Annotated in this window: 23 protein-coding genes and 1 other RNA gene; 20 read left to right on the forward strand and 4 right to left on the reverse strand. The window is 48.8% G+C overall.

Annotation, left to right across the window (positions count from 1 at the left end):
- Positions 1-59 precede the first annotated feature (59 nt).
- The 8 genes from zapE (at position 60) to sspB (ending at position 6,767) form a co-directional block, all read left to right on the forward strand.
- Complete coding sequence (gene zapE, locus A3K86_RS10305) at positions 60-1,160, forward strand: cell division protein ZapE (RefSeq protein ID WP_068330814.1); 1,101 nt, start codon at positions 60-62, stop codon at positions 1,158-1,160.
- A gap of 407 nt (positions 1,161-1,567) precedes the next feature.
- Positions 1,568-1,996 carry a 50S ribosomal protein L13 gene (gene rplM / locus A3K86_RS10310; protein WP_048899223.1) on the forward strand — a complete coding sequence of 143 codons (429 nt, stop codon included), beginning with the start codon at positions 1,568-1,570 and terminating at the stop codon, positions 1,994-1,996.
- A gap of 15 nt (positions 1,997-2,011) precedes the next feature.
- A complete protein-coding gene (gene rpsI / locus A3K86_RS10315) occupies positions 2,012-2,404 on the forward strand; it encodes a 30S ribosomal protein S9 (protein WP_068330815.1) in 393 nt (130 codons plus the stop codon).
- 516 nt (positions 2,405-2,920) lie between these two features.
- Positions 2,921-3,511 carry a ubiquinol-cytochrome c reductase iron-sulfur subunit gene (petA, locus tag A3K86_RS10320; RefSeq protein ID WP_068330816.1) on the forward strand — a complete coding sequence of 197 codons (591 nt, stop codon included), beginning with the start codon at positions 2,921-2,923 and terminating at the stop codon, positions 3,509-3,511.
- Complete coding sequence (locus tag A3K86_RS10325) at positions 3,511-4,776, forward strand: cytochrome b (protein ID WP_068330817.1); 1,266 nt, start codon at positions 3,511-3,513, stop codon at positions 4,774-4,776. Before petA ends, A3K86_RS10325 begins: the two co-directional genes overlap by 1 nt.
- Positions 4,773-5,510 carry a cytochrome c1 gene (locus A3K86_RS10330; RefSeq protein ID WP_068330818.1) on the forward strand — a complete coding sequence of 246 codons (738 nt, stop codon included), beginning with the start codon at positions 4,773-4,775 and terminating at the stop codon, positions 5,508-5,510. The genes A3K86_RS10325 and A3K86_RS10330 overlap by 4 nt, the downstream gene beginning before the upstream one ends.
- An 85-nt stretch (positions 5,511-5,595) precedes the next feature.
- Positions 5,596-6,234: a stringent starvation protein SspA gene (sspA, locus tag A3K86_RS10335; RefSeq protein WP_068330819.1), complete on the forward strand. Its 639-nt coding sequence runs from the start codon at positions 5,596-5,598 to the stop codon at positions 6,232-6,234.
- Positions 6,234-6,767, forward strand: coding sequence for a ClpXP protease specificity-enhancing factor (sspB, locus tag A3K86_RS10340; RefSeq protein ID WP_068330820.1), 534 nt, complete (start codon positions 6,234-6,236; stop codon positions 6,765-6,767). Before sspA ends, sspB begins: the two co-directional genes overlap by 1 nt.
- Before the next feature lie 90 nt (positions 6,768-6,857).
- On the opposite strand, the gene A3K86_RS10345 is transcribed toward sspB, so the two are convergent.
- The 4 genes from A3K86_RS10345 to A3K86_RS10360 are packed head-to-tail and all read right to left on the reverse strand — an operon-like array spanning position 6,858 to position 10,180.
- Positions 6,858-7,400 (reverse strand): BON domain-containing protein, encoded by a 543-nt coding sequence (locus A3K86_RS10345; protein WP_068330821.1) that lies wholly within the window; start codon positions 7,398-7,400, stop codon positions 6,858-6,860.
- A gap of 4 nt (positions 7,401-7,404) precedes the next feature.
- Positions 7,405-7,995, reverse strand: coding sequence for a phosphoheptose isomerase (locus A3K86_RS10350; RefSeq protein ID WP_068330822.1), 591 nt, complete (start codon positions 7,993-7,995; stop codon positions 7,405-7,407).
- 3 nt (positions 7,996-7,998) lie between these two features.
- Entirely contained in the window at positions 7,999-8,373 is a 375-nt protein-coding gene (locus tag A3K86_RS10355; protein ID WP_068330823.1) for a YraN family protein, read from the reverse strand.
- Complete coding sequence (locus tag A3K86_RS10360; protein ID WP_068330824.1) at positions 8,351-10,180, reverse strand: penicillin-binding protein activator; 1,830 nt, start codon at positions 10,178-10,180, stop codon at positions 8,351-8,353. The genes A3K86_RS10355 and A3K86_RS10360 overlap by 23 nt, the downstream gene beginning before the upstream one ends.
- Positions 10,181-10,241: 61 nt before the next feature.
- On the opposite strand from A3K86_RS10360, the gene rsmI reads away from it, so the two are divergent.
- The 12 genes from rsmI to murG all read left to right on the forward strand — a co-directional run bounded on the left by rsmI (position 10,242) and on the right by murG (position 22,982).
- Positions 10,242-11,102: a 16S rRNA (cytidine(1402)-2'-O)-methyltransferase gene (gene rsmI, locus A3K86_RS10365; RefSeq protein ID WP_068330825.1), complete on the forward strand. Its 861-nt coding sequence runs from the start codon at positions 10,242-10,244 to the stop codon at positions 11,100-11,102.
- Positions 11,103-11,232: 130 nt separating this feature from the next.
- Positions 11,233-11,614, forward strand: an RNA gene (gene rnpB, locus A3K86_RS10370) — RNase P RNA component class A.
- Positions 11,615-11,881: 267 nt separating this feature from the next.
- Positions 11,882-12,340, forward strand: coding sequence for a division/cell wall cluster transcriptional repressor MraZ (mraZ, locus tag A3K86_RS10375; RefSeq protein WP_068330826.1), 459 nt, complete (start codon positions 11,882-11,884; stop codon positions 12,338-12,340).
- Positions 12,341-12,356: 16 nt separating this feature from the next.
- Complete coding sequence (gene rsmH / locus A3K86_RS10380; RefSeq protein WP_068330827.1) at positions 12,357-13,304, forward strand: 16S rRNA (cytosine(1402)-N(4))-methyltransferase RsmH; 948 nt, start codon at positions 12,357-12,359, stop codon at positions 13,302-13,304.
- The gene (ftsL, locus tag A3K86_RS10385) at positions 13,301-13,621 is read left to right on the forward strand and encodes a cell division protein FtsL (protein ID WP_068330828.1); all 321 of its coding nucleotides are present in this window, start codon (positions 13,301-13,303) and stop codon (positions 13,619-13,621) included. The genes rsmH and ftsL overlap by 4 nt, the downstream gene beginning before the upstream one ends.
- A 2-nt stretch (positions 13,622-13,623) precedes the next feature.
- On the forward strand, positions 13,624-15,393 hold the full coding sequence (locus tag A3K86_RS10390; RefSeq protein ID WP_068330888.1) for a penicillin-binding transpeptidase domain-containing protein: 1,770 nt from the start codon (positions 13,624-13,626) through the stop codon (positions 15,391-15,393).
- Entirely contained in the window at positions 15,380-16,900 is a 1,521-nt protein-coding gene (gene murE, locus A3K86_RS10395) for a UDP-N-acetylmuramoyl-L-alanyl-D-glutamate--2,6-diaminopimelate ligase (protein ID WP_084406564.1), read from the forward strand. The genes A3K86_RS10390 and murE overlap by 14 nt, the downstream gene beginning before the upstream one ends.
- A complete protein-coding gene (gene murF, locus A3K86_RS10400) occupies positions 16,897-18,273 on the forward strand; it encodes a UDP-N-acetylmuramoyl-tripeptide--D-alanyl-D-alanine ligase (protein WP_068330829.1) in 1,377 nt (458 codons plus the stop codon). The genes murE and murF overlap by 4 nt, the downstream gene beginning before the upstream one ends.
- Positions 18,273-19,355 (forward strand): phospho-N-acetylmuramoyl-pentapeptide-transferase, encoded by a 1,083-nt coding sequence (mraY, locus tag A3K86_RS10405; RefSeq protein ID WP_068330830.1) that lies wholly within the window; start codon positions 18,273-18,275, stop codon positions 19,353-19,355. The genes murF and mraY overlap by 1 nt, the downstream gene beginning before the upstream one ends.
- Positions 19,356-20,696, forward strand: coding sequence for a UDP-N-acetylmuramoyl-L-alanine--D-glutamate ligase (gene murD / locus A3K86_RS10410; protein ID WP_068330831.1), 1,341 nt, complete (start codon positions 19,356-19,358; stop codon positions 20,694-20,696).
- A complete protein-coding gene (gene ftsW, locus A3K86_RS10415; protein ID WP_068330832.1) occupies positions 20,690-21,913 on the forward strand; it encodes a cell division protein FtsW in 1,224 nt (407 codons plus the stop codon). Before murD ends, ftsW begins: the two co-directional genes overlap by 7 nt.
- Positions 21,900-22,982 (forward strand): undecaprenyldiphospho-muramoylpentapeptide beta-N-acetylglucosaminyltransferase, encoded by a 1,083-nt coding sequence (murG, locus tag A3K86_RS10420; RefSeq protein WP_068330833.1) that lies wholly within the window; start codon positions 21,900-21,902, stop codon positions 22,980-22,982. The genes ftsW and murG overlap by 14 nt, the downstream gene beginning before the upstream one ends.

Below are 22,982 nucleotides of genomic sequence, written 5' to 3' on the forward strand. Positions count from 1 at the left end.
CTCTATCGGCCATGGTACTATTCGTTGCTAAAGATGGGATGCGTTAGGTATCAAAAAGGATGACACCACTCGAACAATATCACCAAGACTTACAGCGTGAAGACTTCTTTGCCGATGAGGCACAGGCGAATGCAGTTGCCCACCTTGATGGCTTGTACCATCGCATGTTGGCACCTAAACCCGAAGTGAAACACTCTTTCTTCGAACGTTTATTTAAACGTGATCACACCCTAAGCAATCAACCTGAACAGGGGCTGTACTTTTGGGGCGGAGTAGGGCGAGGCAAGACCTATTTGGTCGATACTTTCTACGAGTGTTTACCGATTGAACGTAAAATGCGGATGCATTTTCATCGCTTCATGCATCGTGTTCATCATGAATTGAACCAGCTAGCGGAGCAGAGCGATCCGCTGGAAATCGTGGCGGACACGTTTAAGCAAGAAGCCGACATTATTTGTTTTGATGAGTTTTTTGTGTCTGACATTACCGATGCCATGATCTTAGGTACCTTGTTTGAAGCTTTATTTGCGCGGGGGATCACTTTAGTCGCAACCTCAAACATTCCACCAGATGACTTGTACCGTAACGGTCTTCAGCGCGCCCGTTTTTTACCTGCGATTGAGTTGATTAAGCAGCACTGCCAAGTGGTGAATGTGGACTCAGGGGTTGATTACCGCCTTCGAACGTTAGAGCAGGCTGAGATTTACCATTTTCCGCTCGATGATATTGCCGAGCGTAATATCGACCGCTATTTTCAGCAGTTGTCTGTTGAGCCTCGCCAGCGTGATATCACGATCACCATTAATAACCGTGATTTGCCGACCCGTCATGAAGCCGAAGGCGTCGTGCACTTTAGCTTTGATACCTTATGTCAAAGTGCGCGTAGCCAAAGCGACTACATGGAAATCGCTCAGCTTTACCACAGTGTTTTACTGTCTGAAGTGACCGTAATGGGGGAGGAGCAAAGCGATGCGGCACGACGTTTTATCGCCATGGTCGATGAGTTTTATGAGCGCAACGTTAAGTTGATTATGTCTGCGGAAGTGGCGTTAGAGGACTTATACCAAGGCGAGCGTTTAGCCTTTGAATTTAAACGCTGCTGCTCGCGGTTAATCGAAATGCAAAGCCATGATTATTTGGCGAAGCCACATTTACCTTAGGGCGGCATGGGTTATGCTAGCTGCATAAAGCCTGCCTTTGGTGGAAATTTATGCCAAAGGTATTGGCTGGCGATAGCTTTACTGATCGCAACAGGCTTGTAGCTTAGGTTTAGTGCGTGACAGCGGTACAGTTAACTTGGTTAAAAAAGGTCAAAACGCAGTGCTAAAAGACAGCAGATTTGGCCTTTTTTGCTTTTAATTTCATTTGGAACAAAAAATCTCATTTTTTTTTGAAAAAAAGGTGATTTTTTCTCCACCCTTCCCTATAATCTTGCGACCCACCGTACCTGTAACGGCAAAAGCCGGGAGTGCCAACCACTCGAAGGGGTGATGACTGGGGCTCTGTACAGATGGGAGCATTAATGCTCCTTAGAAAGTGAATCAATTTAAATCGGGTAATAATTAGCATGAAAACTTTCGTTGCTAAACCAGAAACTGTAAAACGTGACTGGTATGTTGTTGACGCTGAAGGTAAAACTCTTGGTCGTCTAGCAACTGAAATCGCATCTCGTCTACGTGGTAAGCACAAGCCGGAGTACACTCCGCACGTTGACACTGGTGACTACATCGTAGTTATCAACGCAGAAAAAGTTGCTGTAACTGGCGCTAAGAAGACTGACAAAATGTACCACCGCCACACTGGCTTCATTGGTGGTCTTAAGTCTATCAGCTTTGAAAAGCTTATCGATAAGAAACCAGAAATGGTTATCGAAACTGCTGTTAAAGGCATGCTTCCTAAGGGTCCTCTAGGCCGTGCAATGTACCGTAAGCTTAAAGTTTACGCAGGTACTGAGCACAACCACGCTGCACAGCAGCCTAAAGTACTAGACATCTAATTGGGGATTATGACAATGGCAGAGAAACAATACTACGGCACTGGCCGTCGCAAAAGCTCAGCTGCTCGCGTTTTCATCAAACCGGGTACTGGCAACATCGTAATCAACAAGCGTAGCATCGAAGAATACTTCGGTCGTGAAACTGCTCGTATGGTTGTTCGTCAACCTCTAGAGCTAGTTGAAATGACTGAGAAGCTTGACCTATACATCACTGTTAAAGGTGGTGGTATCACTGGTCAATCTGGTGCTATCCGTCACGGTATCACTCGCGCTCTTATGGAGTACGATGAGACTCTACGTCCAACTCTACGCGCTGCGGGTTACGTTACTCGTGATGCACGTTGTGTTGAACGTAAGAAAGTTGGTCTACGTAAAGCACGTCGTCGTCCACAGTTCTCTAAGCGTTAATATTACGCGCCAGAATTTATTCTGGTTACTGTGTACGAAAAAGCTCAACCTTCGGGTTGGGCTTTTTTTTGATCTATTACTCACCTAGCACGTATTTTCCCTTCTTTGTCCGCCATAGTCAGTGTCATAACGTTTATGTCACATTTACCCGACTTAATGTGACCGTAATAGCATTAAGTAGCACGTCTTTACATTCGTTTTCGTTCAAAGGCTAACTCCGGTCATTTCCGTGTTTTTCCGCTATTCATCGGCACTTAGCCCTCATTTTCCTTACCAAGCTGCATAATGTTTCTTGCAATTTAATACAAAAAGAACATACCTCTCACATTTGTTGCAAAAAAGTAGCTTTATCTTGTCAAAAAGTAGGGTTTTCTTTATCATTTTACGAGATAACAACAACTAAAATTTATTAAACCTGAACGGTTGTTGTGTCGTTCCGTTAAAGTTAGCCGTAGCTCCAGGGACGCATAAGGAAATAATAAGAATCCAGAGCGGGAGTACATGGGAGAATGTTGGATGAGCAATGCGCCAGTAAGTAACGGCCGCCGCCGCTTCCTAACTGCGACGACTTCGGTTGTTGGAGGCTTGGGTGCAGTCGCTGTCGCCGTGCCTTTTATCAAATCTTGGAATCCAAGTGCACGCGCCAAAGCGGCAGGGGCACCTGTTGAAGTTGATATCAGTAAGTTAGAAGATGGCCAAATGGTTCGCGTCGAGTGGCGTGGTAAACCCGTTTGGGTCGTGCGCCGTAGTAAAGCTGTATTAGATCAATTAAATGGGCATGATGGCCAGTTACGTGACCCTTCGTCGGAAGAGCCGCAGCAGCCAGAGTATGCGCAAAATAGCTATCGTTCAGTTAAACCTGAGATCTTTATTGCCGTAGGTATTTGTACCCACCTTGGCTGTTCCCCTACTTATTTACCTGACACCTTTAGCGAACAAGTCAGTGGTATTTCGGCCGGTTTCTTCTGTCCGTGTCACGGCTCTAAGTTCGATATGGCTGGTCGCGTATTTGCTGGGGTACCTGCACCGTTGAACCTTGTGGTGCCACCACACCAGTTCTTGGACGATAACACAATTATTGTCGGTGTTGATGGGGAGGTTGCCTAATGAATGGTTTGCTCGGTTGGATTGAAAAACGCCTACCAGTGATGGATGCCTATAAAAAGCATCTCTCTGAATACCCAATGCCAAAGAACTTCAACTTTTGGTACATCTTTGGCTCACTGGCAATGTTGGTGTTAGTTAACCAAATCGTGACAGGTATTTGGTTAACCATGAATTACGTACCATCGGGTGATGGTGCGTTCGCGTCGATCGAATACATCATGCGTGATGTCGAATACGGTTGGCTATTACGTTATATGCACTCGACAGGCGCTTCGGCGTTTTTCGTGGTGATTTATCTGCATATGTTCCGGGGCTTGATTTACGGTTCATACCAGAAACCACGCGAGTTGCTGTGGCTGTTCGGTATGCTGATTTTCTTGGTACTGATGGCTGAAGCCTTTATGGGCTACCTACTGCCTTGGGGCCAAATGTCTTACTGGGGCGCACAAGTGATCATCTCACTGTTTGGTGCTATTCCAGTGATTGGTGATGATCTTACCTTGTGGATCCGTGGTGACTATGTGATCTCAGGGGCAACCCTTAACCGTTTCTTCGCACTGCACGTGATTGCGCTGCCGATAGTGCTGCTATTGCTAGTCGTGTTGCATGTACTTGCGCTGCACGAAGTCGGCTCGAACAACCCTGATGGTATCGACACCAAGTTACCGAAAGGCAGCAAGGGAGAAGGGTACAAAACACAATTCCCATTCCATAAGCAATACAGTGGCAAATACGACATTATCGACTCTATCCCATTCCATCCTTACGGGACGGTGAAAGACTTAGTCGGTGTGGCGGTGTTTGCGTTCTTCTTTAGTTACGTGATTTTCTTTAACCCAGAAATGGGCGGCTACTTCCTTGAGCCACCTAACTTCGAAGCGGCAAACCCACTGAAAACACCTGAACATATCGCGCCAGTATGGTACTTCACACCGTTTTACGCCATCTTGCGTGCGGTTCCAGATAAGCTTCTGGGCGTCGTGGCGATGGGCGCATCGATTGTGTTCTTGTTCCTACTACCGTGGTTCGACCGTTGTAAAGTACGTTCGTACCGCTACCGTAGCAAATTGCACTTAATCAATATTATTCAGTTCACCATTAGCTTTATTGCGCTAGGTATTTTGGGGGCATTGCCTGCGACACCAACCTATACCTTAATGGCGCAGATCTTTAGTCTTGGTTACTTTATGTTCTTCATTTTACTGTTCTTCTACAGTAAGAACGAAGCAACGAAACCGCTACCAGAGAGGGTGACATTCAAATGAAAAAATTGATGGTAATGCTGTTTGCTTTGCTGCCGTCTCTGGTTATGGCAGCAGGTGCTAAGGTGCCGTTGGATGCGGCGAACAATGACTTATCAGATAAAGCGTCTTTGCAGCGCGGTGCCAAACTGTACATGAACTACTGTTTTGGCTGTCATGCGACTCAGTATCAGCGCTATGAGCGTGTGGCAAACGACCTCGATATACCGGTTGATCTGATGCGCGAAAATATGATTTTTGATCGTGATGCGAAGATCGGCGATCTGATGACCAATGCGATTTCGACCGAATATGCGGCGAACTCGTTTGGTGCGCCAGCACCGGATCTGACTTTGGTGGCACGTGTTCGTGGTACCGATTGGATTTACACCTACTTACGCTCTTTCTATGCAGACCCTAGTCGCCCATTTGGGGTGAATAACGTGGTATTCCCAAGTGTGGGGATGCCGCATGTGCTAGAAGAGTTGCAAGGTGTGCCAAGCAAGACGTACGAAACGCGTTTAGTTGACGGTGAAGAAGTTCAAGAATACGTGGGTATTCAATCGGACGGTACCGGTGAACTTAACGATGAAGAGTACGACGAAGCGGTCCGTGATTTGGTCAATTTCTTAGAATACTCCGGTGAGCCAATGAAACTTGAGCGCCAGAATCTTGGTCTGTGGGTGATGGGCTTTATCGTTATATTCTTTGTACTAACGCTACTATTGAAGAAAGAATATTGGCGTGATGTCCACTGATCGGGTAATCTAATGGGTTAAGAATCCGCAATGGGGGCATTGAGCCTCCATTGTTTTTTATGTCTTGATTATACTGGAGGGGTTGATGGCTGTTGCTGCCAATAAACGCTCTGTGATGACTCTGTATTCTGATGCTTCGGATATCTACAGCCATCAGGTGCGTATCGTACTAGCTGAAAAGGGTGTGAGTGTTGAGATCGAGCTGGTTGATCCTAACAACCTGCCAGAAGATTTGCTAGAACTGAACCCGTACAACTCTGTACCAACCTTGGTTGATCGTGAGTTGGCATTGTACCAAGCAGGTATCATTATGGAGTACTTGGATGAGCGTTTCCCTCACCCACCTCTAATGCCTGTTTACCCTGTTGCGCGTGGTAATAGTCGTCTAATGATGTACCGTATCGAACGTAACTGGTACTCACTAGCAGAAAAAATCGCGAAAAGCACAGCAGACGAAGCTGACAAAGCGCGTAAACAACTACGTGAAGAACTATTGGCATTAGCGCCAGTATTCGCTGAGTTCTCTTACTTCATGAGTGATGAGTTCAGCCTAGTTGATTGTTACCTAGCTCCGCTACTATGGCGTCTACCTGAAATGGGTATCGAGCTAAGTGGCGCTGGTGCAAAAGAAGTGAAAGCTTACATGACTCGCGTATTCGAGCGTGATTCATTCTTAGCATCTCTGACTGAAGCAGAACGCGAAATGCGTTTGGCTGGCCAGTAATGGATATCGAAAATATGACGCCGCGTCGCCCTTATTTGCTGCGCGCGTTTTATGATTGGTTGGTGGATAACGAGCTCACGCCACATCTTGTGGTGGATGCAACTTTACCTGGTGTAAAGGTGCCAATGGATTTCGTCACCGACGGTCAGATTGTATTGAATATTGCACCACGTGCGGTTGGTAACCTAGAGCTAGGTAATGAAGCGGTTAGTTTCAATGCTCGCTTTGGTGGTCGACCACACACAGTGATCGTGCCTTTGTATGCCGCTGTTGCGATTTACGGTCGTGAAAATGGCGCTGGTACTATGTTTGAACCAGAACCCGCTTACGAAGTTCACGATGGCGAAGCATTCGAAAACTTTGGTCTTGAGCAAGACGATGCTGATATTGAAGGCATTGTTGAAGCGCCGGAAGAAGAAACGAAGTCATCACCATTAATGAGTGTGGCAGAAACAACCCCTTCTGACGATGACAACCCAGATGATGAGCCGCCACGTCCTCGTGGTCGCCCAAGTCTTCGTGTTGTGAAGTAAGCAATACAATGAAATAAAAAACGCAGCTTTTGGGCTGCGTTTTTTTATGCGCGAATGTTATCGCTGTAACCGCTATTAGGCTTCAAGTGGTTATTGTTCAGGGTATTCAAACACCTTGATCACTTGTTTCACGCCATCAACATTGCGGGCAATGTCGGTAGCAATATCCGCCTGCTCTTGGGTCACATAGCCAAGCAAGAAGACCTCTTGGTTTTCGGTGATCACCTTGATTGAGGTGTCTTTTAGTTTCTTACTGCCTACCATCATGGATTTCACTTTAGTGGTGATCCAGCTATCTTTACTGACATCGCCCAGAGTGGGTAGTGAGCGGATGCGAACTTGGTTGTAAATCGCCTTCACATTCTTAAGTTGTTTCACTTGGTATGCCAATTTGTTTGCGATGTCTTGGCTAGTTGCTTGCCCAATTAACAGCACATTGCCTTCGTAAGAGGCGGCATTGATCCGAGCTTGCTGACGGAAAGGCGGTTTATTGCTGAGCCCTGCGACTTCCATCTCGATTTCTTTATCAAACCACTGTTGCTTAGCGCCGCGCGGATCAGCATCGGTGATCCCCGCGCATCCTTGGATCAGCCATAGGCAGGTAGCCATCAGGCATAATCGCCATGCTTTCATTCCATTAGCCCTCGTGTTGTGGGAACAGTACTTGGTCAATCAAATCACAGAGGCAGTGTACCGTTAAAAGGTGACCTTCCTGAATACGGCAAGTACGCATGGATGGGATACGAATTTCCACATCTTGAATCCCAAGTAGTCCCGCCATTTCACCGCCGTCTTTACCGGTAAGCGCAATGATTGTCATGTCACGAGTGAGGGCGGCTTCCATCGCTTTGATGATGTTCTTGCTGTTACCACTGGTCGATAGCACGAACAAGATATCGCCTTTTTGACCTAGGGCGCGCACTTGCTTGGAAAATACTTCATCGTGGTGATAGTCGTTAGCCACTGCAGTTAGCGTGGTGGTATCAGCAGTTAGCGCTAGGGCTGGGAGGCTAGGGCGCTCAGTCTCAAAGCGGTTGATCATACAAGAAGCAAAGTGCTGGGCATTGGCTGCCGAGCCACCGTTACCACAACATAGGATTTTATTGCCATTGAGCAGGCTTTGTACCATGACTTGTGCTGCTTGCGAGATCGCATCAGGCAGAGCCTCTGCGGCAGCAATTTGGGTTTGGATACTTTCAGTAAAACTTTCTTTGATGCTTTCTAGCATGGATTAACCTTCCACTAGGGTATTCGTTAACCATTCAATATGGTGTTCAGAACCTTGGATTGCGACGATATCAAACCGAATAGCACACTGCTCGGCTGATAACCCTTGTTTGTTGAGCCAAAAGAGGGCGGCTCGTTTTAATTTTTGTTGTTTACGCCAGGTGACGGCTTCCACAGCTGTGCCGTATTGGTGTTGATGACGATATTTTACTTCAACGAAGACCCAGAATTCGCCATCGCGCATGATGAGATCGATTTCGCCTGAGCGGCACTGGAAGTTTCGGGTAACCGGCAAAAGCCCTTGGGCGCGAAGGTAGCGCTCGGCAAGGGCTTCGTATTGTTGACCGAGTTTACGCTTATTGAGCGGCTTGAATGCCATTGTTAGTAAACACAGCCCAGCTGATCTGGCGTTGCACAACACAGTTTTCATCTGTACTCAGGATACCTGTTTTTCCTGGTGTACTGTAGTGCTCAACCACCTGCATTTGCGGTAGTTCGTTGATCATCTTGTAGGCATCCATACCAAAGGCGTGTAAGCGCACGGCGGTATTGTTTTTGTTTGGCCACAAGTTGTCAAAGCGTGCCATGAAGTTTTGATTAGGTTCAACCAACAGTGGGATATCACTGAATTCGATGCCACGTAACTCACTGGTATCACCGTTCTTCTCTGGGTTTCCACGAGAACTTGCATACAGTTTCGGCGGTTTTTGATCCGGGTTGATAGCGACATCAATGAAAGGTTTAAGCAAGGTGAGCTCAGCCTTATTGGCAATCAGGTATACCGCATCGGTGTCACGGCGACTACGTTGTTGCGACTCAAGCGAACGACCAACCACTTTTTGCATTTGGCTAATACGATTCTGACTTTCGGTTAAGCCAAAAATAGCTGCAATTTGCTGCTGGATTTGCTTACGCGAGCCGAACGTTTCTAGTTGTGGTGCTTTACCTGTAAGTTGTTGCCATTGCTCAGCAAAAGCGGCGCTTACACGCTGACCAAACTTATTGTTTGGCGCCAGTACCATAGGGAACTGGTGGCCTTTGGCAAACAAGTGCTGCGCTGCCTGCTCTGCCTCTTGTTCTGGTGACAGTGAGAAGTAGCAAGTGTTGGCTTGACGAAGATCCAATTGCGCTGGCTCGTTTAACGCCAGTTGCGTGATTTTACCGCTGTTGAGCTGCTGGAATTCGGTCACTTTGTTTTTACGCAGTGGACCAATCACGAATTGAACGCCGTCTTGGTTGAGCTTACCAAGAATGTTGTTCATCGCTTCCGATTCGGTATCGAAGATCGACAGTTCGGTGCTGCCATCGCGGTTACCGTCGTCTAGCATGGCATTGATAAAACCATCGCGCACCGCTTTACCTTGCGCTTCAAAGCGTCCGCTCATCGGAAGTAGTAGCGCAACTTTATCAAGCTGGGCAATTTCTAGGTCCATGATGGCTTGAAGATCGCTTGGCAGATATTGGTGCGCTGGGTGATAAGGGTTTGCTGCCAACCACTCTTCCACCGCGCCTTTTAGCTGACTTGGGCGAGCAAGGTAGGTATTTTTTAAGATCGCCAGTTGTACCCAGCCACGTAGGACACTGTCATCATCGCTAAACGTCACGCTTTGCAATTGGTTATTGCTGTAATGCGATAAATCTGTCCACAACGCTTGCCAGTTTTCCGCTTTCGCGGTCGGGGCTAGGTATTGATCTAATGCCGTACGAGCTTGAGCCGCTTTGAATGTTTGCTTGGTTTGAGTAAACAGTTCGGCGCGTAACAAGTGGTAGCGACGGTACTGATTTGGCGACAATTGCCACCACGGCTGGAAATTTAGTGTTTCTAACGCTTGTTGTGGCTGTGCTTGTTGGTAGCTAAGCGTGGCTTTTGCCAGTTGCCATTCTGCTAACTGCACAGGGGATAGCGACATGCGAGATAAACGCATCGCCTGCTTTTCTGCCTGTGGCCAGCTGCCTTCTTTGATCAGGGCTTTCAGTGCCAGAATGTGCCAGTTGATGCTTTCTGCACCCGCTGACGATTCCGCTTTCACCAAGTAGGAAGCAGAGCTTTGTTGAGCTGCAGACGTGATATCTGCGATGCTGGCACTTTGTTGTGGTGTAGAGCCACAACCCGCCAAAATCACAGCAAGGGCTACAGGCGCGAGGAGTCGTGATACACTTTTACGCTTCTGGGTAAAATTAAGCATTGAATTCTTTCAACTGTGGCAAATTACTCTCTATATTAATTGCAGATGAGATCTTAGACAAATGAGTGAGACCAATTCATGCGCGGTAGATGTCGCAACTTTGTACATCGTCCCAACACCAATCGGTAATTTAGCAGACATTACACAGCGCGCATTGGATGTTTTGGCGAATGTCGACCTGATTGCGGCCGAAGATACCCGTCACACATCCCGTTTGCTGTCCCATTTTTCTATCTCAACCCGCACCTTTGCGCTTCACGATCATAATGAACAGCAAAAAGCGGACTTTTTGATCGAGAAACTACAGGCTGGCACTAGCATCGCATTGGTTTCCGATGCCGGTACTCCGCTGATCAGCGATCCAGGATACCATTTGGTGAACCGTTGTCGTCAGGCGGGTGTTAAAGTTGTTCCTCTTCCAGGGCCATGTGCCGTGATCACCGCACTAAGTGGTGCCGGGTTACCGTCAGACCGTTTCAGCTTTGAAGGCTTCTTGCCACCGAAAAGCAAAGGACGTCGTGATACCTTCACTACGCTAGAAAATGACGCACGCACCCTGATTTTCTACGAATCACCGCACCGTATCTTAGATTCACTGGCAGATATGCTTGCCGTGCTAGGTCCTGAGCGCCAGGTGGTGTTAGCGCGTGAGTTAACCAAAACGTACGAGACCATTCACGGGGCACCGCTGGGTGAGTTGATTGAATGGCTTAACGAAGACAGTAACCGCATTCGTGGCGAAATGGTGGTGCTGGTGGCCGGTCATCGCGCAGAGAAAAATGAATTACCACCGGAAGCGTGTCGTACCGTGGCATTACTTGCCAAAGAGTTACCGCTGAAAAAGGCGGCAGCACTGGCGGCTGAAATTCATGGTGCGAAGAAAAATGCCCTGTATAAGTGGGGCTTGGATAACTTGGATTAATCGTGCGTTTGCGCGTCAGTTGTTAATTGACTGTCGCTCAATAGCAAGATTGGTTTATTTTTATTCAGCTTGGTTGGAATTGTGTGATTTCACTGGTAACTGACGCTGGAGTCTTATACAATTCGCCGCCTGAGTTGGCCAGGTAACCGCTGCTTCGTTGATGTCCCTTGGGAGACTGACGGAGGGGAGGAAAGTCCGGGCTCCACAGGACAGGGTGCCAGATAACGTCTGGGGGGCGCGAGCCTACGACCAGTGCAGCAGAGAGCAAACCGCCGATGACTCGCTTGCGAGAACAGGTAAGGGTGAAAGGGTGCGGTAAGAGCGCACCGCGCGGCTAGTAATAGTTCGTGGCACGGTAAACTCCACCCGGAGCAAGACCAAATAGGTCCCCATTGGCGTGGTCCGCGTTGGGGACGGGTAGGTTGCTGGAACCTGTGAGCGATTGCAGGTCTAGAGGAATGGTTACCACCGCGCAAGCGGGACAAAACCCGGCTTATCGGCCAACTCACCCATTTATGTATAAAAGGTGATGCTGTGTTCTTACGAATATGGCATCACCTTTTGTCGTTTTAGGGCCTTAATATTGGCAATATATGGGTGAACTGTGATTTTTCTGCTAATTATTGGCGGCTTTCTTGACTTCTTTTTTCACTCATACGTACACTTCAAAGTGGTTTTTTGTGGGAAAAAGTGGGTAATGTTGCCCAATAATGACTATTAACAATAAGTGCTTTCGTTAAGTGTTTGATTGGTAATAGGGATATTGCAGAGCACATATTATGCTTCGAGGTGTCACAGCTGTCGCAATGGACGGGAAAGGGCGATTAGCTATTCCTAAGCGATATCGAATGCCACTGCAGCAATGCTGCGAGGGGCAATTTGTCTGTACTATCGATCATCAATACCCCTGCCTGTTACTATACCCACTCCATGAATGGGAACGCATCGAAATTAAACTCTCCCGTTTATCGAGTTTTCATCCCGAAGAGCGACGCCTTCAGCGTTTGCTATTGGGGCATGCAAGTGAATGTGAAATGGACGGTCATGGCCGTTTATTGATTGCGCCAAGCTTACGGCAATACGCCGGACTTGATGGCAAAGTGATGCTAGTGGGTCAATACAATAAATTTGAGCTGTGGCACGAGCCTCAATGGCAGCAGCAGATCTTGCAAGATACACAATTTCAGGCTGAGGCGTCGGCAACCCTGTCGACACGCCTTAGTGAGCTTTCACTTTAGTTGAAACAATTACGTTATGTCAGAACAATTTGAGCATGTTTCCGTTTTACTGCACGAGTCAGTAGACGGTCTCGATATTAAACCCGATGGTATTTATATCGACGGCACATTCGGTCGCGGTGGCCATAGCCGTTTGATCTTATCTAAATTAGGTGAAAATGGTCGCTTGTACAGCATCGACCGTGATCCACAAGCGATTGCTGAAGCTCAGACGATTGACGATCCACGCTTTACGATTATTCATGGCCCATTCTCTGGCATGGCTAATTACATGGAAACCCGTGAGCTACTAGGCCAAGTTGATGGTGTGTTGCTCGATCTTGGGGTGTCTTCACCTCAGCTAGATGATGCTGAGCGTGGCTTTAGCTTCATGCGTGACGGCCCATTAGATATGCGTATGGACCCGACGTCGGGTCAATCGGCAGCAGAATGGTTAGCCGAAGCGGAAGCAGATGATATTGCATGGGTACTGAAAGAGTTTGGTGAAGAACGTTTTGCAAAACGTATTGCTCGTGGCATCGTTGAGCATCGCGAAAACCCAGACAAAGAACCACTAACACGCACAGTGCAACTCGCTAACTTGATTGCGGAAGTGTCTCCGTTCCGTGACAAGCACAAGCATCCAGCAACGCGTAGCTTCCAGGCGATCCGCATTTACATCAACAGTGAGCTTGATGAGATCGAGACGGCGCTAAACGGCGCACTAAAAGTGCTAGCACCGCAAGGTCGTTTGTCTGTGATCAGTTTCCACTCGCTGGAAGATCGCATGGTAAAACGTTTTATGCGTAAACACAGTAAAGGCCCAGAAGTGCCAGCGGGTCTACCATTGACCGAAGAACAAATTAAAGCGCTAGGTAGTGCTGATTTGAAACTGGCGAGTAAAGCGATCAAGCCATCGAAAGATGAACTTGGCTATAACACCCGCGCTCGTAGCTCGGTACTGCGTTTAGCTGAGAAATTATGAAGCCAAGTGCTGAACCTTCAATGAACCTGTTTCGCCTGATCGGTAAGGATCTCCTTACGATCGGGCGATTGCCGTTGTTATTGCTGGTGCTGATTTTGGCATCAGCCTTGGCTGTGGTGTATATCACCCACCAGACGCGGCAATTGATTGTTCAGCAAGAACAGCTATTGATCGAGCGTGATCAGCTCGATATCGAATGGCGAAATCAGATTTTGGAAGAAAGCTCGTTGGCTGAGCACAGCCGAGTCGAGCGTTTAGCCGAGACCCAGCTTGATATGAAGCGTCCGACTTCCGCCAGTGAAGTGGTTGTCCCATGATGATGAAGCTCTTCAAACGCACCAAGCCATCCAATCAACGACGTGTTAAAGCGCCACCGGCATTCATCCCGTGGCGTTTTCGTGTTATTTGCTTCTTTGTTGCCTTAGCGCTGGTGCTGCTCATTGGTCGGGCAGCATATATCCAAGTGTTGGAGCCGGGTAAATTGATCCAAGAAGGTGATATGCGCTCGCTAAGGGTCAAAGCATTGCCTTCTGCTCGCGGTATTATTTCTGATCGTAATGGCGAACAGCTGGCGGTCAGTGTACCTGTGCAGGCGGTGTGGGCGGATCCGGTACAAATCTACAAAAATGGCGGCATGATTGAGCGTGACCGTTGGCATGCGTTGGCTGACGTATTGGGCTTGGACCGTAGCAAGTTAGTTGCGCGGATCGAAAAAAACAAATCACGTCGTTTTATTTATTTAGCACGTCAGGTTAGCCCTGCGATGGCCGCTTACGTGGGGAAATTGAAACTTCCTGGTGTCGGGCTTAAAGATGAGTCCCGTCGCTTTTACCCAACCGGTGAAGTCAGTGCCCATTTAGTGGGGATGACAGGGATCGATAGCCACGGTTTGGAAGGGGTTGAGCGCACTTACGACGGTTGGTTAACCGGCGAGCCGGGGCGTAAAACCGTGCGTAAAGACCGCTATGGTCGTGTGGTTGAAAATATCTCGCTGAAAAAACGTGAGCCCGGTAAACCGCTGCAATTGAGTATTGATCAGCGTTTGCAAGCGGTGGCTTACCGTGCAGTGAAACAAGCGGTTGTTGACTACCGTGCGACGTCAGCCAGTATTGTGATGGTCGATGTGCGCACCGGGGAAATTCTCGCGATGGTCAACGCGCCCTCTTACAACCCGAACAACCGTGATAATTTACAAAGTTTTCGGATGCGTAACCGCGTGATCACCGATGCAATGGAGCCGGGCTCAACCATCAAGCCATTTGTGGTGTTGAGTGCGCTCGAAAATGGCATCGCTGATGAAAACACCATTATTGATACCGGTAACGGTATTATGCAGGTGGGCGGTAGCCGAGTTCGTGATGTCTCGAAAGTGGGCAAGGCGAACTTGGCTCGTATCCTTCAAAAATCCAGTAACATCGGGGTCAGTAAGCTCTCGCTCGCAATGCCGGTGGAAGCGCTGTTAGGCATGTACAGCAGCGTCGGCATGGGTGATCCGTCCGGCATTAACCTGATCGGTGAATCGCAAGGCTTCTTCCCTGATCGTCGTCGTTGGTCTGACTTTGAGCGCGCTACCCTATCGTTTGGTTACGGTATTTCGGTGACACCTATCCAATTAGTACGTGCTTATGCCACTTTGGGAGCAATGGGGGTGAACCGTCCACTCTCGATCCTGAAAACGGATGAAATTATGCCCGGGCGCCAAGTTGTCTCGGTTGAAAATGCCCGCAAGCTACTGAATATGCTTGAGTTGGTAACGAATAAAGAAGGCAGTGCGAAACGCGCTGCTGTTGCGGGCTACCGTGTTGGTGCCAAAACAGGTACAGCGAAGAAAGCGGCTGCGGGTGGCTACAGCGATGAATATATTGCGATGACCGCCGGCCTTGCCCCTATTAGTAATCCGCGTGTAGCTATGGTGGTGGTGGTCAACGAACCCCAAGGTGATCAGTATTACGGTGGTGCAATTGCCGCTCCAATTTTTTCCGATGTCATGAGCAGTGCGCTGCACATTTTGAATGTGCCGCCTGATGCTGGCTCCGGCGATAAGCTTAATGTTGTTTTAAATAGAGGCACATCGAATGCCGATACCTAATCAGACTCAAACTTTGGCACAACTCTTTCAGCCGTGGCTGCCTTCAACATCAACGCATCACGCGTTGTTAGCGACGCTGACGCCAAGTTCATTTACTCTTGATAGCCGTGACGTGACCGCTGGCTGTTTGTTTGCTGCCGTGAAAGGTCATGTGGTGGATGGGCGTCGCTTTATTGATAACGCGATCGCTCAAGGCGCGATTGCAGTGGTTGCGGAAGCACAAGGTATCGCCAGTCACGGTGACGTTGCAATGCAGCAAGGTGTGCCGATCATTTACATCGCGGATTTGAACTTACATTTATCCGCGATGGCTAAAGCCTTCTACGCCAAGCCTGATGAGCAACTTAAGCTGGTGGCGGTCACAGGCACCAATGGTAAAACCACCATTAGCCAACTGTTAGCGCAGTGGGCTGAGTTAGTGGGTTATCGTGCTGGTGTGATGGGCACCACGGGCAATGGCTTGTTGGAAGCTCTACAACCAGCGGCTAACACCACGGGAAGTGCGATTGAAATCCAGCATGTGTTAGCGGATCTTCATCATCAAGGTGCAACTTTTGCCGCGATGGAAGTGTCATCGCATGGTCTGGTGCAAGGGCGCGTAAAAGCGCTCCATTTTGTAGCCAGCATTTTTACCAACTTGAGCCGTGACCATTTGGATTACCACGGTGATATGGTGAGTTACGCTGCTGCGAAACAAAGCTTGTTCACTGAGCATCACGCGGGCATGGCTGTCATTAACATCGATGATGCCGTGGGCGAAAAGTGGCTGATGACCTTACCTCAAGCGGTTGCTGTGACCACGGAGTCTGCTAAGTTGGCAAACCATCAAGGGCCTGCGTTGTGGCTCACTGAGGTCGCCTATAGTACTCAAGGCGTCACCATTGGTTTTGATTCGACTTGGGGCGCGGGTCATTTCACTGCACCGTTGGTTGGTTCTTTCAATGTGATGAATATTTTACTGGCGCTGGCAACCTTGCTGGCGACAGGGCATGACCGTGAGCAATTGATTGCAACTGCACCGCAGCTAAACGCGGTGATTGGCCGGATGGAAGTTTTTCAAAAGGCTGACAAACCTATGATGGTGGTCGACTATGCTCATACACCAGATGCGCTAGAAAAAGCCTTGCAAGCCCTGCGCGTACATTGTGAAGGTAAGCTGTGGTGTATTTTCGGTTGTGGTGGCGATCGCGATGCGGGTAAACGCCCAATGATGGCTGAAATCGCCGAACAACACGCCGATTGCATTATTTTGACCGATGATAATCCTCGCAGCGAATCGCCAGCTGCGATCATCAAAGATATGCTTGCTGGGTTAAAGCAGCCTGAACTGGCAACGGTGCAACACGATCGTTTTACGGCATGTCAGTACGCGTTTGACCATGCAGGCCCGCAAGACATTGTACTGGTTGCAGGTAAAGGCCACGAAGATTACCAAGTGCTAGCGGATCAAACTATTCATTATTCGGATCGTGAAACGGTTCAAACCTTATTGGAGACACAAGCATGATCGACGTGCAATTGTCTCACCTTGCGGATGTGCTCGATGCCACTCTGGTGGGTGATGATGTAACCATCCGCACCGTATCAACAGACACTCGTCATATTGAACACGATGGGCTGTTTATTGCCTTAAAAGGCGAACGTTTTGATGCCCACGATTTTTGCGACCAAGCGTTAGAGAATGGCGCTCGTGCACTGCTCGTTAGTCGCCAACTCCCCCTTGCTGTACCCCAGTTGGTGGTGGCAGATACCCGTATCGCGTTAGGCCAAATTGGCGCTTGGGTGGCAAAAACGCTCACTGAGACGCATGGCTTAAAAACCGTAGCGCTAACTGGTAGCTGTGGCAAAACGACAGTGAAAGAAATGGTGGCTGCGATCCTAGAGGCGCGCGGCAAGGTACTGGCGACTGCTGGTAATTTTAATAACGACATCGGTGTCCCACTGACGTTATTGCGCCTAACGGCAGAGCATGATTTTGCGGTGATCGAGCTTGGTGCTAATCACCAAAACGAAATCGCTTACACCACCAATCTTGTTAAACCGCAAGCGGCGCTGATCAACAATTTAGCAGCGGCTCACCTTGAAGGTTTTGGCTCTCTAGAAGGGGTTGCTAAAGCGAAAGGGGAAATTTTTGAAGGTTTGCCAGCGGGTGGTATGGCGGTGGTGAATCTTGACTCTCATGATTTATCGCGCTGGTCAGCACAATTGACCGAGCAGCAAGTGGTGACGTTTTCTGCTCCGCAATCAGAAGCTGATTTCTCTGCAAGTGATATAAATATTAACTCAGACGGTCGCGCATGTTTTACAATGCGCACCCCTAAGGGCGATATCCCTGTCCAATTGACCTTAGCTGGTAGCCACAATGTCGCCAATGCACTGGCGGCAGCGGCATTAAGCTTTGCGATGGGCGCAAGTTTAGCCGATGTAGCACAAGGGCTTGGTCAAGTGAGTAATGTGAAAGGTCGCGTTGATATCACTCAACCTTACCCAGGCTTGCGCTTGATCGACGATACCTACAATGCCAGCGTGGCATCGGTAAAAGCGGCGATCGACCTATTGGCATCGTTTACTGGCTTACGTTGGTTCGTGCTGGGTGATATGGCTGAACTTGGGGAAGAAAGCGAACAATTACACCGTGAAGTGGCTGAATATGCTATGGATAAAGGGTTTGATGCAGTTTTCACCTTCGGCAAAGCAAGTGCCGTAGTGAGTGAGCTCAATCAAGGTCAACACTTTGCGGAAAAATCTGGGTTACTTGCGGCAATTAATGCTCAAGTAGCGCAAGTACTTAAACAACACCAAGAGGTAACAGTGTTAGCAAAAGGCGCGCGTAGCTCCCGCATGGAAGACGTGATTGCAGCACTTCAGGAAAATAAATAATGATTTACTGGTTAGCAGACGTACTTCAGTCTACGTTCCCATTTTTTCGTCTTTTTGAATATTTGACGTTTCGCGCCATCATCAGTGTACTGACGGCGTTAGTGATTTCACTGTGGATGGGACCGCGTTTGATTGCCCGCCTGCAAATGCTTCAAATTGGTCAGGTTATTCGTAACGAAGGCCCTGAGTCGCACTTTAGTAAACGTGGCACCCCAACGATGGGCGGCATCATGATTTTGGCGGCCATTACGATCACGGTATTGTTATGGGCGGATCTCTCGAATCCTTATGTATGGGCTGTACTTGTAGTCATGCTTGGCTACGGCGCGGTGGGCTTTGTGGATGATTACCGTAAAGTGGTACGCAAAAATACCGATGGCTTGATCGCCCGCTGGAAATACTTCTGGCAGTCTGTGATTGCGCTTGGAGTGGCGTTTGCGCTGTATGCTCATGGTCAAGATACCGTAGCGACTCAGCTTGTGGTGCCGTTCTTTAAAGACGTAATGCCGCAGTTAGGGCTGTTCTACATCGTGTTCACTTACTTTGTGATTGTAGGTACCAGTAACGCGGTTAACTTAACCGATGGCCTTGATGGCTTGGCAATCATGCCAACTGTGATGGTGGCATCGGGTATGGCGTTTATCGCATGGGCAACGGGTAACGTTAACTTTGCGAACTACCTGCATATTCCTTACCTTAGCAACGCCAGCGAATTGGTGGTGGTCTGTACTGCTATTGTCGGTGCTGGTCTGGGCTTTTTGTGGTTTAACACCTACCCAGCGCAAGTATTCATGGGCGATGTAGGCTCATTAGCTCTTGGTGGCGCACTGGGTACTATCGCAGTATTGGTTCGCCAAGAATTGCTATTGGTGATCATGGGCGGTGTATTCGTAATGGAAACCGTATCTGTGATCCTTCAGGTCGGCTCATACAAGCTACGTGGTCAACGTATTTTCCGCATGGCGCCTATCCATCACCACTACGAATTGAAAGGTTGGCCAGAACCTCGCGTGATCGTGCGCTTCTGGATCATTACCCTGATGTTGGTTCTTATTGCTTTAGCAACGTTGAAGGTACGCTAAATGAATGGCTTAGGTGGTGTGAACCGTATCGTCGTTATTGGTTTGGGCATGACAGGGTTGTCTGTGGTGCGCCATTTGCTGCGTCAGCCGCAACCGCTAGATATTAAAGTGATTGATACCCGAGTTTCACCACCGGGTCAGGAAGAGCTTCCGCCACAAGTTAGCTTGTGCAGCGGTGAGTGGAATATGAGTTGGTTGCTTGAGGCTGACTTGATTGTTGCTAGCCCAGGCATTGCGCTGGCAACCCCTGAGCTTCAACAAGCCGCTCAAGCTGGGATTGAAATCATCGGTGATATCGAGCTATTTGCCCGTGCGGTAACTAAACCCGTTATTGCCATTACTGGCTCGAACGGTAAAAGCACCGTCACTAGCCTTGTTGGTGAAATGGCGAAAGAAGCCAATATTAATGTCGGTGTCGGCGGCAATATTGGCTTTGCTGCTTTAGACATGCTGGCTAATGATCACGATTTGTATGTGCTAGAGCTGTCGAGTTTTCAGCTTGAAACCACCTCCTCGCTGAAGCTAAAAGCGGCGGTGTACCTTAACTTGTCTGAAGATCACATGGACCGCTACCAAGGTTTGGAAGATTACAGTGCAGCTAAAATGCGTATTTTCCACCATGCGGAATTAGCGGTTTATAACCGTGATGATCTTGCTACCCGACCTGAAACTCAATCGCCAATGACCAGCTTTGGCTTTGATGATCAAGCCTATGGTTTGGTTGAGCAAGCGGGGCAAGAGTTCCTAGCGGTGAATCAAGTGCCACTTATGCCTGCCAATGAGATTGCGTTGGTTGGTCGCCATAATGTCGCCAATAGCTTGGCGGCGCTGGCTTTGGCGGATGCGGTTGGTATTGAACACGTAGCCGCTTGTCGTGCGCTTCGCCGTTACACAGGTCTAGTGCATCGCTGCCAATTGGTGGTGCAACAACACGGTGTGAAGTGGGTGAATGATTCAAAGGCAACCAATGTCGCCAGTACCTTAGCTGCGCTCAAAGGGCTCGATCTTGAAGGTAAACTTCACCTGTTGGTGGGTGGTGATGGTAAAGGTGCTGATTTCTCAGAGCTTGCTCCTGTGTTGGCAAACTTGAATGTTCAACTGTACTGTTATGGTCGTGATGGTCATCTTTTTGCCCCTTTGGTCGCCGAACCTATCTGCGTTGAGACTATGAGCGAGGCGATGAGCCAAGCGGCAAGTACCGCGCAAGCGGGTGATATGATCATGCTATCGCCAGCCTGTGCCAGTTTTGATCAGTTCCCTAATTTTATGGCGCGAGGTGATGCCTTTGTCACCTTGGCGCAAGCGTTACAACATCAGGTCGCAGGAGCGACTGAATGCTAAGGCAAACTAAGGACGGGATGTTTTCGCTATCGGAGTGGTTCACTAAACCTGCAACACCTTGCCTGTACGATCGTCAGCTGGTGTGGATTGCCTTCGCATTGATGGTGATCGGCTTGGTGATCGTAACGTCAGCTTCGATGCCGATTGCAACTCGCCTTACCGAGATGCCTTTCTATTTTGCAGCCCGTCATGCCTTTTTCTTGGTGTGCTCGTTGGTGATCATTGGCGTCGTGGTACAAGTGCCACTGGCGCGGTGGCAGCAATTCAGTGTACCCATGCTGTTACTTTCCATTGTGCTGCTGCTCGTGGTATTGGGCGTAGGTCGCTCGGTTAACGGTGCGTCTCGTTGGATCCCATTAGGTATTTTTAACCTCCAGCCAGCGGAAGTGGCAAAACTGTCATTGTTTATCTTCCTATCGGGTTATTTGGTGCGTCAGTATTCGCAAGTTCGAGCCAGTTTTTTAGGCTTTGCGAAACCACTTGCCGTGCTGGTGTTGTTGGCGGCATTGCTGCTTCAGCAACCTGATTTGGGGACTTTCGTGGTAATGTTTGTGACCACGGTAGGGATGTTATTCATCGCGGGTGCCCAGCTATGGCAGTTCCTTGCTATGATCGCCTTGGCGGTATTCGGCATTGTTATTCTTATTGTGTTCGAGCCTTATCGGATGCGACGAGTAACCTCCTTCCTTGACCCGTGGGAAGACCCATTTGGTAGCGGCTACCAGTTAACACAATCCCTAATGGCTTTTGGCCGAGGCGATTGGTTTGGTCAAGGTTTGGGTAACTCGATCCAAAAGCTGGAATACTTACCAGAAGCCCACACCGACTTTGTGTTTGCCGTGCTGGCAGAAGAGCTGGGACTTGTGGGCGTTGCCATTGTCTTGCTGTTGATTTTTGCCCTGGTATTTAAAGCACTCGATATTGGCCGTAAATCACTGCAAAGCGAATTACTGTTTGGTGGTTTTTTAGCGTTTGGTATTGGCATTTGGTTTGCTTTCCAAACCCTAGTCAATGTTGGGGCAGCGGCGGGGATCGTGCCGACCAAAGGTTTAACCTTGCCACTGATCAGTTACGGTGGCTCAAGTTTATTTATTATGGCGACGGCGGTGGCCATCTTGATCAGGATTGATCACGAGCAACGACTGCATGTGAAATATCATCCGGTCGAGCAAGAAGAATCTGAAAATAGTACAGAAACAAATAATGACGAAAAGTAAGCGTTTACTTGTTATGGCTGGTGGTACTGGTGGACACGTGTTCCCAGGCTTGGCGGTAGCAAAGCAATTGCAACAACAGGGATGGGAGATCCGCTGGTTAGGTACTGCGGATCGAATGGAAGCGGATTTGGTGCCACAGCATGGCATTGAGATCGATTTTATTAAAGTGAAAGGCTTACGCGGTCAGGGCGTGAAACGTCTGTTGGCTGCTCCCTTCCAAATTTTAGGCGCTATAAAGCAAGCGCGTCAGCATATCAAAGCATGGCAACCGGATGTGGTATTAGGCATGGGCGGTTATGTGAGTGGTCCTGGTGGTGTGGCGGCTTGGCTAAGCGGCATCCCTGTGGTGTTACACGAGCAAAATGCCATTGCTGGTCTGACGAATCAGTGGTTGTCGAAAATTGCGCGCCGTGTATTGCAAGCTTTTCCTGGGGCTTTTGCTAATCAAGAGGTTGTCGGTAACCCCGTTCGTCAAGATGTGACGGCATTGCCTGCGCCTGATGAGCGTATGGCTGAGCGTGATGGTCCAATTCGTGTGTTAGTGATGGGCGGTAGCCAAGGGGCACGCATTTTGAACCACACTATGCCAGAAGTGGCGGCCTTATTGGGTAACAACATCACCGTATGGCATCAAGCAGGTAAAGGCGCACAAGCAGATACCGAGCAACGCTATGCAGCACAAAGCGAAGCGAACCCTGATTTTAAAGTGACCGAGTTTATCGACGATGTCGCCGCAGCCTATGCATGGGCTGATGTGGTGGTTTGTCGCTCGGGGGCATTAACTGTTTCTGAGCTGTCAGCCGCTGGTTTGGCTGCGATCTTCGTTCCATTTATGCATAAAGATCGCCAACAAGCCCTCAATGCTGATCATTTAGTGCAAGCGCAAGCGGCTTTAATGATAGAACAGCCAGAACTGACCGCCGTTAAACTGGCACAACAATTACAAAAGCTTGACCGTCCTGCGTTGCTGTCGATGGCACAAGCAGCACGCGATGCCGCTATTCTTGATGCCGATGTAAGAGTCGCAGACATCATTAAATCACTGGCAAAAGACAAGAACGAGAAATAA

It is taken from the genome of Photobacterium jeanii (assembly GCF_001650345.1).
Taxonomy (GTDB): domain Bacteria; phylum Pseudomonadota; class Gammaproteobacteria; order Enterobacterales; family Vibrionaceae; genus Photobacterium; species Photobacterium jeanii.